Consider the following 16,847-nt stretch of genomic DNA (forward strand, 5'->3'; position numbering starts at 1 on the left):
AACAGGAGGTAGAAAATGGCTGTCGTAGAGCAGTTGCTGAGGACGGAAGCTGATGGAACCTTCAGCTTTGGTAATTATGAGTTGCCGGAGAAGAAAAAGCTCGACAATTTCGAGTATGAGGGCAATATTTTAAAGGTTAAGACCTTCAAGGACATTACCAAGCTTGAGCAGAATGAGATGTTCCTATATGAATCAGTTCCGGGGACAACGGTTACACACTTCAAGGAAAAGGAGGACGGTGTTTCTTTTGAGGTTGAAGGACCGGGAGATGCACAGATAACAGTCGGACTGGAGGAGAATACTGATTACCACATTCTTGTGGACGGTAAAAATATCGGACCGATGCAAACAGGAGTAGGAGGCAAGCTGAGCTTCAGTGTTCCGCTTGGAAACGCTTCATCAAAAGTAGAAATTCATAAATAAAATATGAAAGAGGGCTGCAGATGCGGCCCTCTTTATATATGATGCAAGATTGGTGTAGAATGAACACTATAATGTATTTTAAACACTATGAAATATAAGGATATTATATGCCGAGAGAAAAAATGGCACTCATTAAAAATCGCATAAAAGAGGATATCCGGCATAATGGCCTTCCGATATTGGTAATTGTGTTTGCATGGTTTGCGGTTACTTTGATTTTTCATCGTTTCTGCCCCATGGTGATTGTGACAGGCTTTCCGTGCCCCGGGTGCGGGATGACGAGAGCTCTTATCAGTTTCATCACGCTCCATCCGATAAGGGCGATGCAGTATAATCCCTCGTATCCGTTTTGGATTGTGGTCCTGATAATCGGAGCTTATCAGCGATATGTTCAGGGGAAGAGTTTTAATTCTTTGAAATATCCGCTGATAATAGTTGGATGCATAACGATAGGTGTATATGTATGGCGGCTGACGCATTCATTCCCCAGTACAGAGCCGATGGTTTATACTCACCAGAATGTGTTAGCATATATCTATCCCGAGTATGACAGACTGATATTATCGTTATTTAGATAAACTATATTTAGTTATATGATAATTTAGCTACGGATTTAAAGAAAAAGTAAATAAAACACGATTTCCGGCATTTTGGTATACCTTTTAGGAGCTTTTTACATGGAATTTATCTTGAAAAGTAAATATGAAGTCGATTTTTCTACTTTGGTATCCCTGTTTTGAGAAATCATGGGTACCAAAGTCTCTAAAAATCCTTCTCATTTACTTTTCTGTTAAAATCCATGCAAAACAGGTCCCAAATGTATACCAAAGTGCTGAAAAACCGCAAATATTTACTTTTTCTCAAAAACACAAATTTAAAAGAAAAGGTAATGAAATAAATTATGGCAACAAAGATTAAAACAGTGTTTTTCTGTCAGAGCTGCGGCTATGAGTCTGCAAAATGGATGGGACAGTGTCCCGGCTGTAAGGAGTGGAACAGCTTCGTTGAGGAGACAATAAAGCCCTCGGTGACAGGAAAAACATCCAAGAGAAACATAAGCGGTATTGCAGGAAGCGGCGAGGCGCAGAATAAGCCTATGAAGCTTTCGGAAATCACTCTTAATGAAGAGGACAGATTCGACACCCACATCGGTGAACTTAACAGAGTTCTCGGAGGAGGCCTGGTTAAGGGCTCTCTTACACTTGTGGGCGGCGATCCCGGAATCGGTAAATCAACCCTGCTTCTTCAGACGGCAAGGCTTCTTGCTGCTGATAAGAGAAAAGTTCTCTATATCTCAGGAGAGGAATCGCTCCAGCAGATTAAACTTCGTGCAAACAGAATAGGCGAATTTACAGACGACATGTCGCTGCTGTGTGAAACAGATCTTGGAACAATTGAGGAGACTATAAGAAGGCAGAATCCGGATGTCGTCATTATCGACTCAATTCAGACGATGTTCAATGAAAACGTGAGCTCTGCTCCCGGCAGTGTATCCCAGGTAAGGGAGTCAACGGCTGTTCTTATGCGTATTGCTAAGCAGCTTGGGGTCTCGATTTTCATTGTTGGACATGTGACAAAGGAAGGAACCGTGGCAGGTCCCAGAGTCCTCGAGCACATGGTGGATACAGTGCTCTACTTCGAGGGTGACAGACATGCCTCCTACAGAATCCTGAGAGCTGTGAAAAACCGTTTCGGTTCAACAAATGAGATCGGGGTATTTGAGATGAGGCAGGAGGGACTTGCGGAAGTCGAGAATCCTTCAGAGTTCATGCTGGAAGGAAAACCGGAAAACGCCAGCGGCTCAGTGGTTACCTGCTCCATCGAGGGCACAAGACCTATTCTCATAGAGATTCAGGCGCTGGTAAGCCACACCAATTTCAATTTCCCAAGGCGCCAGGCGAACGGAACCGATTACAACCGCGTGAACCTGCTTATGGCAGTTCTCGAAAAACGAGTGGGACTTGAACTCTCATCATACGATTGCTATATAAACCTCGCAGGCGGAATGAAGCTCATTGAACCGGCCCTTGATCTTTCGATGTGCATGGCAATTGTGTCGAGCTTCCGCAACAGACCTATCCCCGATGATGTGATTGCCTTCGGTGAAGTCGGACTCTCGGGAGAGGTGCGCTCGGTCAATATGCCCGACATCAGAGTATCAGAGGCTGCAAGACTGGGCTTTAAGACCTGCCTTGTTCCAAAGTCCGCAGAGGCAAAGCTTAAGAGCGCTTTCAAGGATATTAAGATCATCGGAGTTTCTTCAATTCAGGAAGCGGTTGGCATGATAAGGTGATTCGTAAATCGCTGCCGGCCCAAATGGTAGTTGACATAATTACTTTAATACTGTAAAGTTTTAACTAATTACATTGTATACATGTATAAGCAACTATTAATTTGCGTAACATAGTATATGTAATATTCGTAAAAACGAGGAGGACAAATTATGAAGAAGATGAAGAGTGTGATCAGTTTACTTGCAGCATCAGCACTTCTTGCAGGAACAATTGCAGGTTGCGGCGGCAATGCAGGCGGAAACACAGCATCTACAGGAGAGAGCACAGCTACTGAGAGTTCAGCAAGCGGAGCTACTTTTAAAATCGGTTCAATCGGACCTCTTACAGGTGGCGCTGCTGCATATGGTCTTGCTGTTGTTAACTCGGTAGAGCTTGCAGTAAATGAGATCAACGCTAACGGTGGTATCAACGGCTATCAGGTTGAGATGAAGGGCGAGGACGACGAGCTTAACGCAGAGAAGTCCGTAAACGCTTATAACACACTTAAGGACTGGGGTATGCAGTTCCTTGTTGGTTCAACAACAAGTGCTTGCTCACTCGCAGTTAGTGAGAACACACATGAGGACAACATGTTCCAGCTTACACCTTCAGCTTCAGCTGCTGACTGCGTAGCTTATGACAATGTTTTCCGTGTATGCTTCTCAGATCCTAACCAGGGTCTTGCTTCCGCACAGTACATCGGAAGCCACAAGCTTGCATCTAAGGTTGCCATCATCTACGACAGCTCAGATGTATATTCATCAGGTATCTATCAGACATTTGCACAGGAAGCTGTTAATCAGGGATTTGACGTAGTTTCTGCTGAGGCTTTCACAGCTGATTCCAAGACAGACTTCTCAGTTCAGCTTCAGAAGGCTAAGGACGCAGGCGCAGAGCTTCTGTTCCTTCCTATCTACTATACAGAGGCATCACTTATCCTTACACAGGCTAACACAATGGGATATGCTCCTATATTCTTCGGTGTAGACGGTATGGATGGTATCCTTACAGTTGAGAACTTCGATACATCACTTGCAGAAGGACTTATGCTTCTTACACCTTTCGCAGCTGATGCAACAGATGATCTCACAGTTAACTACGTTAAGAACTACAAGGAAAAATACGGCGAGACACCTAACCAGTTCGGAGCAGACGCTTACGATGCAGTTTACATCATTAAGCAGTGCCTTGAAGAGGCAGGTGCTACACCTGATATGAGTGTCAGCGATCTCTGCGAGGCTGTAAAGGGCAAGATTGTTACAATCACAGCTTCAGGTCTTACATCAGACACTATGACATGGGATGCAAGCGGCGAGCCCAACAAGGAGCCTAAGGCTGTTGTTATTAAGGACGGCGCTTACGTTACAGCAGAATAATAGTGTTATAAAAGATTATTTTTTGATATAATTTTCATATCGCGAGGTGGCGAGGAATGCTGTCAAAGGCATTCCTCGTTCCATATTTACAAATCTTTGTTGGAGGAAATATGAGCTTCTTGATCTATCTGATTAACGGACTTAGTCTGGGGAGTATCTATGCTATTATCGCCCTTGGCTACACTATGGTATACGGAATTGCCAAAATGCTGAATTTCGCACACGGTGATTTCATCATGGTGGGATGTTATGTCATTTTTACAATCTGTTCCACTTTTAGTGGCAATACCGTCGTGGGACTTATCGCCGCAGTGATTCTGTGTACACTGCTCGGAATCACAACGGAGAAGGTGGCATACAAGCCCCTGAGAGGCGCAGCTTCTCCTCTGGCTGTTCTTATAACTGCAATTGGTGTCAGTTATTTTCTTGAAAATCTGGCTCTTCTTATTTTCGGAGCGGATATCAAATCATTTTCATCGGTTGTTTCATGGCAGGGACTTTCCTTTGCAGGTGGTGATCTGAAAATCCAGGGAGTAACAATAATTACCATCCTTTCAAGTGTGGTAATCCTTATCGTGCTTCAGCTTTTCATCCACAAGACAAGAGAAGGACAGGCTATGCTTGCTGTTGCCGAGGACAAGGGCGCAGCTATGCTCATGGGAATAAACGTAAACAAAACAATTTCCCTTACCTTTGCTATAGGTTCAGCTCTTGCTGCTATCGCGGGAGCACTTCTTTGCTCAGCATATCCGTCGCTTTCACCTTACCTTGGCGCGATGCCCGGAATCAAAGCCTTCGTGGCAGCGGTATTTGGCGGAATCGGATCAATTCCCGGTGCAATGATCGGAGGACTGGTGCTTGGTATCGTTGAGATCCTCAGCAGAACCTACATCTCCTCACAGCTTTCGGATGCGATTGTTTTCGGAATCCTCATTGTAGTGCTGCTCGTTAAACCTACAGGATTATTAGGAAAGAAAATTCAAGAGAAAGTGTAACCGCCATGACAAAGAAAAAATTCAAAGACCAATTTATAACTTACGGAATCGTGATCGCGTTATATCTGATAATGGAGATCCTTATGAAAACCGGCAACCTTTCAAGCCATTTGAAGGGACTACTCGTACCCATGACCTATTACGCGGTTATCGCTGTTGCGCTTAATCTCTGCGTCGGAATCCTCGGAGAGTTAAGTATAGGTCACTGCGGATTTATGTGTATAGGTGCGTTTGCGAGTGCTGTTTTCTCAAAACTGACTCAGAATACTCTGCCGGCAGCGCCGAGATTTTTCCTCGCTTTTGTTGTGGGAATCGCATTTGCTGCGCTGTTCGGATTTTTAATAGGAATTCCCGTACTAAGACTTAAGGGAGACTACCTCGCCATCGTCACTCTGGCGTTTGGTGAGATTATCAAAAACGTTATAAATGCAATCTACTTCGGTGTTGATTCAAAGGGACCTCACATTTCACTGAATAATGTAATGGATCTCGGAATGGAGCCAGACGGACAGGTAATAATAAACGGAGCCATGGGAATCACAGGTACCCCCAGAGATGCGAATTTTACCATCGCAATTGTTGTACTTTTGCTCTCGCTTTTCGTGGTACTAAACCTCATGAACTCGAGGGACGGACGTGCGATCATGGCGGTTCGTGACAACAGCATCGCGGCTGAATCCGCAGGCATCAATGTCACCAAGTATAAAATGCTTGCCTTCACAATTTCGGCTGCAATTGCAGGTGCCGCAGGCGTGCTCTTTTCACACAATATCACGTCACTTACGGCGACCTCACAGTACTTTGGCTACAACGCATCAATCATGATTCTTGTATACGTTGTGCTTGGCGGAATCGGAAATATCAGGGGCTCGGTCATTGCGGCTGCAATCCTGTACCTTCTTCCCGAGATGCTCAGAGGTCTTAACACCTACAGAATGCTGATCTACTCAATCGTGCTTATTGCGATGATGCTCTTTAACTGGGCACCCGCAGCGATAGAGTGGAGAGAAAAAGTAGCTCACAAATTTATTAAAAGGAATGCGTAATTATGACATTACTTCAGGTTAACAATTTAAGTATTGCATTTGGCGGACTTCGCGCTGTTGACGACTTTTCCCTTGAGATACAAAAGGGCGAGCTCTACGGACTCATTGGCCCGAACGGTGCAGGTAAGACCACGGTATTCAACCTTCTTACAGGCGTTTACAAGCCGAACGAGGGTATTATACGCCTCGACGGTGAGGACATCACCAGGAAAAATACCATCGAGATAAATCACGCCGGAATCGCAAGAACTTTTCAGAATATCAGACTGTTTCACCAGATGTCGGTTATCGATAACGTTAAGGTGGGACTGACCGAGCGCTTTAAGTACAGCACACTTGAAAGTGTCTTGCATCTCGGAAAATACAGGAAGCTGGAAAAAGAAATGGACGAGGAGGCGTTAAAGCTCCTCAAGGTATTCGATCTTGATAAGGAGAGGGACGTCCTTGCAAGCAACCTCCCTTACGGTAAGCAGAGAAAGCTCGAGATCGCAAGAGCTATGGCAACATCACCGAAGCTCCTTCTTCTCGATGAGCCCGCGGCAGGTATGAACCCCAACGAGACAGCAGAGCTCATGGAGACCATCGCCCTTGTCCGCAAGGAATTCGACATGACGATCCTTTTGATCGAGCATGATATGAAGCTCGTGTCCGGAATCTGTGAGAAGCTAACAGTACTCAACTTCGGACGGGTATTAAAACAAGGCGAGACAAAAGAAGTTTTGCAGGATCCGGAAGTAATTAAGGCGTATTTGGGAGAATAACATGTCACTACTAGACGTAAAAAACTTAAGCGTAAACTACGGCGTTATAAAGGCCCTCAAGGGCATCTCTTTTCATGTAGATAAGGGAGAAATCGTAGCTCTTATCGGTGCAAACGGCGCCGGAAAAACAACAACACTTCATACACTCTCGGGACTTCTTAAGCCCTCGGAGGGTGAGATAATCTATAAGGATAAAAATCTTGTGACAACACCGGGGCACAAAATCGTATCTCTGGGAATGGCGCAGGTACCTGAAGGCAGACGCGTTTTCGCGGATATGACCGTTTTACAGAATCTGAAAATGGGAGCCTATACCAGAAACGATGCTGCGGAATTTCAGTCAACCCTTGAAATGGTATTCAAGAGATTCCCGAGACTTGAGGAGAGACAGAACCAGATATCGGGAACGCTCTCAGGCGGTGAGCAGCAGATGCTTGCAATGGGTCGCGCACTCATGTCACATCCTGATATAATATTAATGGATGAACCTTCAATGGGACTTTCACCGATATTTGTAAATGAGATTTTCAGTATCATCGAGGACGTGAACAAGGACGGCGTTACCGTACTCCTTGTTGAGCAGAACGCGAGAAAAGCATTAACTATCGCCGACAGAGCTTATGTCCTCGAGACAGGAAGCATCGTCAAGGAAGGTCCTGCAAGCGATCTTCTCAACGACGAAGCAATTAAGAAGGCATATCTGGGAGAATAAACATGAAGAATATCGTCATCACCATCGCAAGACAGTACGGAAGCGGCGGACGCACCGTAGGAAAAATGCTCGCCGAAGAGCTTGGCATTCACTATTATGATAAGGAACTTTCCAAGGTTGCATCAGACATCAGTGGAATAAACGAAAGCTATTTTGTTGATGCCGACGAGAAAGTACGAAACAACTGGAAGAACAAGATTGCTCTGGGCCCCAAGGTTTATGACGGAAAAGTAAAAAAGCCCGGCGATTATAATGTTGCTTCTGATGAGGACATTTTCAGCTATCAGGCAAATGCACTTAAGATGCTTGCCGTAACGAAAGAGCCCTGCGTAATCATCGGACGCTGTGCAGATTTTGTGCTGAAGGATTACGACAATGTCATGAGCGTATTTGTTCATGCTGATCAGGACTTCCTCATGCAGGAAGCAGGCAAGGTTCAGCCCCTTACGGGAAAGGACCTTGAAAAATATATTGCTCAGATTGACAAAGCAAGAGCAGACTATTATGAATATCACACAGGCCATGTCTGGACCGATGCTTTGAACTACGACCTCTGTCTCGACAGTGGTAAGCTTGGTTTTGAAAAGTGCGTTGAAGCTATCAAGGCCTACGCAAGAGTCAGATTTGGCGAGGACTGCTTTGACTGATAATTTAGGATAATTATATAAAGCAAGAAAACAGACATTGCATATTAATCTGAGGTTGGGGGATAAAATGAAGAGTATATGCATCGATGACAGTTGGATTTTCAGAAGAAGCTTTATTGATTCACTTGGAATGCTGGAGGAGGACCCGGGTGAAATAGTTAATCTTCCTCATGATGGAATGATAGGAACACCGGTTTCACCGGATGCGCCTGCTAAGTCTGACAGCGGGTATTTCAAAGGCGGTCTCACAAATTATACTAAAAACATTTTTATTCCCAAGGAATGGGAAAAAGGCTGCGCAGGTCTTTCTTTTGACGGCGCAATGATGAATGTGACAGTTGATGTAAACGGGTGTAAGGTTGGCAGCCGGCACTATGGCTATGCTCCGTTTTATGTAGATCTTACGGATTACGTAACCTTTGGAGAGGAAAACCGGATAACGATAAACTGCAATACCAGTATGCATGTTAACTCACGCTGGTATACAGGATCAGGACTTTACAGAGGAGTTATGATCTGCTGCGGGCCCAGGGTGCATGTTGTTCAGAACGGAGTTTTTGTATTTACGAAGGAAGTGGCCGAGGGAAACGCTTTTCTGGAGGCCAATGTGGAAGTTCAAAATTTCACGACAGAAAACAGACTGGTTGAAGTTAATGTGTCAATTTGTGAAGAGGATACCGGTGCTGTAAAGACTACTACGAAACGTATTATACAGATAAATCCCGGAAAAACAGAGAACGCCAGAATGGCAATGATTTTAAATAATCCAAAACTTTGGGATGCGGATAATCCGAATCTATACAGAGTAAAGACAAGTGTTAAGAGCCTTGGAGTATACCGCACGCATTTCATTCCAAAGGAAACCGATGAGATTGATGAGGCTGAGACTCTTTTTGGAGTTCGAACAATCACTGCGGATGCAATAAGAGGACTAAGGATTAACGGGAAGTCAGTAAAACTCAAAGGTGGCTGCCTTCATCATGACAATGGACTTCTAGGCGCTGTTTCTTTATATGAGACTGAAGCAAGAAAGATAAAAAAGCTCAAGGAATTAGGTTTCAATGCTGTACGAACTGCGCATAATCCGCCATCTGCAGCTCTGATAGAGGCCTGTGACAGACTCGGAATGTATGTATTCGATGAGGCCTTTGATGCGTGGGGAATGGCAAAGAGAGGTGGAGATTATAGTCAGTTCTTTGATACAGACTGGAAAAGGGATCTGACTGATTTTGTCCGAAGAGATAGAAATCATCCTGCTGTTATCCTATGGTCAACGGGAAATGAGATACCGGAGAGAGGGGGACTTGATAACGGCTATACACTTGCAACGCAGCTTGCGGAGACTATCAGAAGACTGGACGGATCAAGACCTGTAAGCAACGGAATTTGTTCCTTCTGGAGTGGCCTGGATGACAAACTTATGAAAAATCAGAGTCAGGAGCAGAATTCCGCAAATGGTCTTAATGACGGAAGCTGGGAGACGATGACGGAACCCTTCACCAACGGACTTGATGTAGTGGGATACAACTACATGGAGGATATCTATGAGCGCGATCATAAGATGTTTCCTGAAAGAGTAATACTGGGATCAGAGAATTTTCCTAAAGAAATAGGCTTTAGATGGCCTCTTGTGGAAAAACTGCCCTATGTAATAGGTGAGTTCACGTGGACTGCATGGGATTATATCGGAGAAGCCGGAATAGGAAAGGCTGATTATATTGAAGCCGATGACGAGCGTGTAAAGACAGGTGGCTGGTATCTTATGCCTCCGAGCGGATCACCATATCCCTGGCGTCTTGCCAATGATGCCGATTTTGATATTACGGGACACATGCTGCCACAAGGTGCGTACAGAAGCATCGTCTGGGGAAGCGGGAAAACACATCTGTTTTCAATGCATCCTGATACTTATGGAAAGACCGAGATGATGACACTATGGGGATTCCCGGCACTGGCTTCATGTTGGAATTATGCAGGATATGAAGATAAACCGGTAAGACTTGCCGTATTCTCGAATGCGGATGAGGTCGAAGTATTCGTGAATGGCAAAACACTCGGAAGAAAGCCTGTATCTGTTGAACGCCCTATGCCGAATTGTGCATTCTTTGATACAACTTATGAACCGGGAAAAGTTGAGGCAATAAGCTTCTTAGACGGAAAGGAAGTAAGCAGGGATGTTTTAACGACTACAGGAGAGCCTGACCATATACGTCTTATTCCTGAAAAGAAAGAGATGAAGGCTGATGGTCACGATCTTATTTACGTCGGAATAGAAATTGTTGATGGCGAAGGAAATATAATTCCCGATGCAGAAATTGCAATAGAAGCTAAACTGACGGATGATGCTGAGACCGAGCGAAATGAGGAGAGGCATAATATTGCAGTCCTTTCAGGGTTTGGCTCAGCAAATCCGGTAACCGAGGATAATTACACCGATGGAAGAACCGTAACATTCCGCGGCCGGGCGATGGCTATTATCCGCGCCGGATATGAAAAAGGCCAGGTAACGCTTGAAATCTCTGCGAATGAGCTTCCTTCGATTGAAGAGCATTTCGATATAGCATGAAAAAACAGTTTAATCACCCAATTACCACCATTTGGCGGTAGTAAGAAAAAATAGATTCTTTTACAATGGTTATATATCATTCTATACTAAATATCGAAATTTTATCGACGAAGTATTAGTGATACAATATTGTGGAAGGCTATTATTGCCGGGGGAGGGTGTGATTGGACAGATTTGGGTTAACAAATAAAAAAGTGCTGGCTATCCTTTGCGGGATAGCTGTAGCTGCTGTTGTTTTCGAAATCTATAGGCCGTTTTATCCATATATTGATCATATTTCATCCATTTTGTACAGCATGCTGTTCATCGCCTGGGGACTGATGGTCAGGCGCAGAATCCTTAATGGTGCAATCAAAAAAAGACTTCTCTATGTCTGCGCCTTTATGGTCATCCTTTTTGTTCTGCGCGTATCCAGATTTAATTTTTTTGATGATTGCCCTGTTATAAGCACATATATCTGGTATGGTTACTATATTCCTATGACGGCAATTCCGCTCCTTGGCATGATGGCTGCACTGTACACTGAGCCTGTCAGAAGCATAAAGCGTGTCCGGATAGCTGAGCGGATACTAATAGTCGCAGAGGTCATGCTGGTGATATTTGTCATGACGAATTCTTTTCATAAGCAGGTATTCAGTTTCTACGGTGAGGAACCTATTGAATACAGCAGAAAATGGGGATATGCTCTTGTCTTTGCATGGATGGCAGTACTGGGTATAGGCTCACTTGTTGTTTTCATGAAAAGATGCAGCATTTCATCAGCCAGAAAATCCTGGTATATTCCTGCAATATGGCTTGTGATAGGAATGTCCCTGCTTGTTATTTATATTGTTGTAGGCGGTTCGCCGGTTCTTTTTGGACAAAAAATATATCATCTTCAGGAAGCATTCTGCTTCCCGTTTATCACGATTTTTGAAAGTGGAATTCAGATAGGCTTTATTCCCGCAAACACTGGGTATGAGCTTTTGTTTGATTACTCCGGAATAAATGCGGCTATCTGCGATGCTGACGGCAGGGCAATTTTGACTTCTAAAAATTGGAATCCCGATGAAAAGGACAAGGATCATATAATAAAAAAGGAATTTATTTCGGGAGGATACATAAACTGGGTTGTAGACATGTCATCTATAAACAGGCTGAACGAAGAAATCTCGGAGGTAACCGAGGAGCTTGAGGAAGAAAATGATCTGATCCGACAGGAGAATGAAGTTCGAGCCCAGCGTGTGAGATTTGAGACCAAGAACAGACTTTACAACAGTATAGCTAATGCTGTAAGGCCGCAGGCTGCACGTGTCTATGAGCTTTTGGAAAAGGACGAAAGCGGAACTGTTTCAAGGGCGAATTTGATTTATGCTACTTTCTTAAGTGCATTCATAAAGCGTATGGGAAATCTTATGCTTATATCCGATGAGAGCCCCACTGTTTCAACCGCGGAGCTCTGCCTGGCTATCAGGGAATCTATGGACTATATGGGGCTTAACGGTATTAGCTGCGAACTTATGGAATACATGGTGGAAGATATGCCATCTTCGTTTATAATATTTACATACGATCTTTTTGAGAAACTGATGGAAGACGCATGGAACAGCATCCATTCCTGCATGGTCAGACTTGAGAAAAACGAACGCTTTGAGATTACCATAATCTTTGACTCGCCTGTATGCACTATTACTCAGGACTGGAAGAAGAGCGAGCTTACGGAGTTTGGAAGCAGGCTTTCTATCCGAAACGAAGATGATACTTTCTATGTGACTGTTTCAAAGGAGGTGGAAGCATGACCTTTGGAAATCTTTCGTTAGCCTCAAGAGGAATGATACTCGCTGTAACATATATTATTCTGATGACTTTTATATATAACACGATAAGGTCTCTGTTTTTAAAGAGAAGCAGGCTAAACATTGTAGCTTCAATTGTGGCGACACTTATTACTAATCTGCTGTTACAGATTCTTGATATGCACCATATAGGTTTATATGTGATAAAGCTTGAGCTTCCGCTTCCGATTCTTTTGGTTATTCAGATACTACTTCTCCTCATCGCGGTAGCACAGCAATATATGATAGGAAAATGGCAGGAGACACATATTTCTGCAATGTCGGTGAAGGAAGCTTTTGACATGCTTCCGACAGGCCTTTGTTATTACAATGATAATGATGGTATGCCGCTTATGGTCAATCAGACTATGCAGGACATAAGTGTGGATCTTTTCGGAAAAGGGGTTACCGATGGAAAAGAGTTCTGCAACAGGCTGAATGAAACAGAAACTGCAATGGCTGTTTCGGAGGGGAAAGCACCTCTTGTAAGATGCTCAGATGGCAGAACCTATAGCATAAGGCAGCAGAAGCTTTTCATAAAAAATAAGGAAATACCTGAGATAATTGCGGCCGATGTCAGCAGAGAATATGCTCTTACTCAGGAGCTTGAGGAGAGGCGAACAAAGGCAGCGCAGCTAAACACCAGACTTAAGGCGCTCCTTAGAACTATAGAATACCTGACCATGAGCCGTGAGCTGCTGCAGCTCAAGGTTGCGCTTCATGACAATATAGGTCAGAGCATTCTCATAGCAAGAAGGTACCTTGCGGAGCCGCAGAGCGTTGACAGGGATGAACTTCTTTACCTTTGGAAGGATAATATCAGGCATCTTTTGAACGAAGAACAGGAAGAATGGGAGCTTCCCTATTATGTGATTTCCAAGGAGGCTGACAAGCTCGGCATTAAATTGCAGATAGTCGGTGAACTGCCAAAGGAAACTAAGCTCATTCCGGTGGTGGATTCTGCGATATCAGCACATATTGGAAATACGTTAAAGCACGCGGACGGAAAACTTGCTACAATAAAGGTTAAGGAAACCGGCGGAAGTTATATCCTTACATTTTTAAATGATGGAAAGAAACCGGAGAAAGAGATTGAGGAAAAGGGTGGCCTAAGGAATCTCAGACATGATATTGAGAGCGTGGGCGGAAGTTTGAAGATATACACATCACCCGAATTTTGCATGGAGATTATTTTGCCCAAGGAGGATTAGTCAGTGTCGTACGGGGTTGTGATTGCTGAAGATTTCAGGATGATCAGAGAGATATTCGAGAGCGCTGTGGATGGCATGGAAGGCTATGAAATGCGAGCTTCTTTTGCCACAGCCACAGAAGCACTTGATTTTCTTGAAGCGCATGACGCAGACCTTGTGATACTTGACGTACTGTTTCCGGGGAGCATGAGCGGGCTTGAGGCTGCAGAGATAATAAAGAAGAAAAAACCGGGTATAAAGATTATCATCGTGACATCCATGCCGGAGCTTTCCTACGAAAAGAGAGCTAAGGAAATCGGAGTCGAGAGCTTCTGGCAAAAGGAGGTTCAGGAGCAGCCGATACGCGAGATAATGGAGCGCACGATGAAAGGCGAATCCGTCTATCCAAGCAAACATATGGAGGTCACGGTCGGAAACGCGCAGAGCACTGATTTTACTGAGAGAGAAACCGAGATTCTAAGAGAACTTGTGACCGGTGCCTCTAATAAGGAAATTGCCGAGAAGCTGTGTGTTGAAGCATCCACGGTGAAGATGCATATCTCAAATATGCTGCAGAAGACGGGCTATCACACGAGGCTGGAGCTCGCGGTTAAGGCAAGAACACTGGGGCTTGTGATTAATGATTAGTGTTTAGGTGTGCGGACGCCACCCTTGACAGCGCAAAAAATAACTGCTGTGGGTGTATCACCGACGGCGAAGAACTCAGGAACAATAGGTTTTTCCGTCGATAGCAGCAGTGTAGCAGTTATTTTTCGTGCCATCAAGGGCAAAGCCGCTATGCGGTGGCTGGGTTATTACCTCCGGCTCAGAATCTAGGAACAATGTGGCGCGTGGGGAGGCTATTTGTGTATGTGGAGGCTTTTACGTATATGGAGGTTTTTCACGTATGTGGAGGCTCTTGAGCCAAGATATCTGTGCATTGTGGGATATCTGGGTATGGATTTTTGTTTGTTGTACCAAGATAGAGTGGATATAGTGAATATCTGGGTATGAGATTGTGCTTGTGATGCCAAGATAGTTGATAAATGGAAGATATCTGGGTATGGATTTTGGCTTGTTAGACCAAGATTGAAGAGATATGGCAGATATATGGGTATGAGATTGGGATTATGGTACCAAGATAGTTGAGATATGGCGGATATCTAGGCATGAAGATTGGTCTGTGATACCAAGATAGTTGATAAATGGAAGATATATGGGTATGGATTTTGGTTTGTTGGACCAAGATAGAGTAGATATTGTGAGTATCTGGGTATGAGATTTGGCTTGTAGTACCAAGATAGTTGAGATATGTAAGAGATATGGGTACGGATTTTGGTTTTTGAGACCAAGATAGATGAGATATGGCAGATATCTGGGTATGAGGCTGTGCTTGTGATGCCAAGATAGAAGAGATATAGCGGATATCTGGGCATGAGGGGTAGGCTTTTAATACCAAGATAGATGAGATTCCGTGCTTTTCTTGATGTAGATGTAGGATTAAGTTGTCAAGATATCTGTGAAATAGAGAGATAAGCTGAAAACACAGACGCCGGTTGAGGTAGAATCTGTGGAATAGGGGAAAAGATGAAAACCACAGATGAATAGTTGCTGAGGTATCTGTGAAATAGGAAGAAAAGTCGAAAACACAGAAGCCTGTAGCGGCCATATCTGTGGAATAAAGGAAAAAATGAAAACCATAGATGAACAGTTGGTAGGATATCTGTGGGATTGAAGGATTAGTGAGAAACACAGATGTTGGTTGAGGTAGAATCTGTGGAATGAAGAAAAAGATGAAAACCACAGATGAACAGTTGCTAGGGTATCTGTGAAATAAAAGGATAGGTAAAAAGCATAGGAAAACAGTAAAGAGAGGGGGTAGATGATGACTGGCAGATATGAATCCGGAAAAATGACTATATGTTTGATTATTCCAATGACATTGCTGACGGCAGGCTTATTTTCAGGATGCGGACTTAAGGCTAAAAGTGATACTGAGCCGACACAGACTTTGAATGCGCAGGCTGAGATTGTCAGTACAGCTGCGGGTATAGATGACAAAACTACGGATACAGACGGCAAAAATGCAGGTAAAAATGCAGGTAAAAATGGTACCGCTGATATATCTGATGAAAAGGTTCCGAAGACATCTGGGCCGGAAATGAAGAGCACAACTATCTCCGAGGAAGAGATGGAAGCACTCCTGGATACTGTGATTACAGAAACCGACGCTGATGCCGCGGATGTGCGATGCTGCGCCATTGATGATTTCAACGAAGATGGAAAATACGAGGGCGTGGTTTATGTTGGCGCAGGACCTGATGATGAATTCGGGTGGTGTGAAGGCGCGGTATACTATGTCAGCGGTGAAAAATGCAAAAAGATATACGATGGAACCTTTACCATGACAAATGGCAATGTTTTCAGAGTTGTTGATGCCGGGAACAGGAAATTCATCATCTTTAATGAAGCTTATGTTACGGCTGAGGTGTCTTATGTTTATTACATTGATGAGTCAGGACTGAAGGAGTCCAATATTTCAAGGTTTGGCGACATCAATTCTGCGACAGACCTTCAGAACATTCAGATGTCCTTTAGCACCTATGATGGATTCTGCACTTACACCGAAGGCGAAGAGGACTCCAGCGAGTGGACGGGACATACCTGGAAGCCCTACTATTTCTACTATGACAGTGACAAGAAGGATTTCATGGAGTATGGAGGAAAAGAGATAACCGCAAAAGAACTCGAGAAGATAGTGGGCTTTGATCTGGCCTTGGAGATAGAGAAGGAAGGATATCAGGTTGATAATATCCTCTATAGGAAAAACGGTATAGTTAACGTTAACTATTCCAAGGAAGAAGAACTGGCCGGCACAATAGATGTTACTTATAAAAATGTAACCTATGATGAAAATACCGGTGCCTTTATAGATGCCTGGGATACAGGCGGGGATACCTGGCAGGATTCTGATTTTGGCGGGATTTACATGAACGCCCTTAATCCTGAGATGGCAGAATATTGATTCTAAAATGACAGAATAC

Annotated in this window: 14 protein-coding genes; all 14 read left to right on the forward strand. The window is 44.0% G+C overall.

Translation table 11 applies throughout. The annotated features are described in order from the left end of the window. Positions 1–15: 15 nt before the first annotated feature. The 14 genes from BLR42_RS09680 (at position 16) to BLR42_RS09750 (ending at position 16,828) form a co-directional block, all read left to right on the forward strand. Entirely contained in the window at positions 16–423 is a 408-nt protein-coding gene (locus BLR42_RS09680) for an endosialidase (RefSeq protein WP_091868590.1), read from the forward strand. Positions 424–530: 107 nt separating this feature from the next. Beyond that, positions 531–1,001, forward strand: a complete 471-nt coding sequence (locus BLR42_RS09685) for a DUF2752 domain-containing protein (RefSeq protein ID WP_091868592.1) — start codon at positions 531–533, stop codon at positions 999–1,001. A 323-nt stretch (positions 1,002–1,324) separates the two neighbouring features. Continuing rightward, on the forward strand, positions 1,325–2,716 hold the full coding sequence (radA, locus tag BLR42_RS09695; RefSeq protein ID WP_091868597.1) for a DNA repair protein RadA: 1,392 nt from the start codon (positions 1,325–1,327) through the stop codon (positions 2,714–2,716). 159 nt (positions 2,717–2,875) lie between these two features. Continuing rightward, positions 2,876–4,072, forward strand: coding sequence for an ABC transporter substrate-binding protein (locus BLR42_RS09700; protein WP_091868665.1), 1,197 nt, complete (start codon positions 2,876–2,878; stop codon positions 4,070–4,072). A gap of 110 nt (positions 4,073–4,182) precedes the next feature. Further along, positions 4,183–5,067: a branched-chain amino acid ABC transporter permease gene (locus tag BLR42_RS09705; RefSeq protein WP_091868599.1), complete on the forward strand. Its 885-nt coding sequence runs from the start codon at positions 4,183–4,185 to the stop codon at positions 5,065–5,067. A 5-nt stretch (positions 5,068–5,072) separates the two neighbouring features. Continuing rightward, positions 5,073–6,113 (forward strand): branched-chain amino acid ABC transporter permease, encoded by a 1,041-nt coding sequence (locus BLR42_RS09710; protein ID WP_091868601.1) that lies wholly within the window; start codon positions 5,073–5,075, stop codon positions 6,111–6,113. Between the two features lie 2 nt (positions 6,114–6,115). Beyond that, positions 6,116–6,874 carry an ABC transporter ATP-binding protein gene (locus BLR42_RS09715; protein WP_022763035.1) on the forward strand — a complete coding sequence of 253 codons (759 nt, stop codon included), beginning with the start codon at positions 6,116–6,118 and terminating at the stop codon, positions 6,872–6,874. 1 nt (position 6,875) lies between these two features. After that, a complete protein-coding gene (locus BLR42_RS09720; protein WP_022763034.1) occupies positions 6,876–7,586 on the forward strand; it encodes an ABC transporter ATP-binding protein in 711 nt (236 codons plus the stop codon). A gap of 2 nt (positions 7,587–7,588) precedes the next feature. Beyond that, complete coding sequence (locus BLR42_RS09725) at positions 7,589–8,233, forward strand: cytidylate kinase-like family protein (protein WP_091868603.1); 645 nt, start codon at positions 7,589–7,591, stop codon at positions 8,231–8,233. A gap of 67 nt (positions 8,234–8,300) precedes the next feature. After that, the gene (locus BLR42_RS09730; RefSeq protein ID WP_091868605.1) at positions 8,301–10,799 is read left to right on the forward strand and encodes a glycoside hydrolase family 2 TIM barrel-domain containing protein; all 2,499 of its coding nucleotides are present in this window, start codon (positions 8,301–8,303) and stop codon (positions 10,797–10,799) included. Between the two features lie 164 nt (positions 10,800–10,963). Further along, a complete protein-coding gene (locus BLR42_RS09735; RefSeq protein ID WP_091868607.1) occupies positions 10,964–12,577 on the forward strand; it encodes an LTA synthase family protein in 1,614 nt (537 codons plus the stop codon). After that, positions 12,574–13,824, forward strand: a complete 1,251-nt coding sequence (locus tag BLR42_RS09740) for a sensor histidine kinase (protein WP_091868609.1) — start codon at positions 12,574–12,576, stop codon at positions 13,822–13,824. Before BLR42_RS09735 ends, BLR42_RS09740 begins: the two co-directional genes overlap by 4 nt. A 3-nt stretch (positions 13,825–13,827) precedes the next feature. Beyond that, positions 13,828–14,451: a response regulator transcription factor gene (locus BLR42_RS09745; protein ID WP_242879294.1), complete on the forward strand. Its 624-nt coding sequence runs from the start codon at positions 13,828–13,830 to the stop codon at positions 14,449–14,451. A 1,234-nt stretch (positions 14,452–15,685) separates the two neighbouring features. Then, positions 15,686–16,828 (forward strand): hypothetical protein, encoded by a 1,143-nt coding sequence (locus BLR42_RS09750; RefSeq protein ID WP_139165136.1) that lies wholly within the window; start codon positions 15,686–15,688, stop codon positions 16,826–16,828. Positions 16,829–16,847 lie beyond the last annotated feature (19 nt).

Origin of the sequence: Butyrivibrio sp. INlla16 (assembly GCF_900104155.1) — a bacterium.
Taxonomy (GTDB): Bacteria; Bacillota; Clostridia; order Lachnospirales; family Lachnospiraceae; genus Butyrivibrio.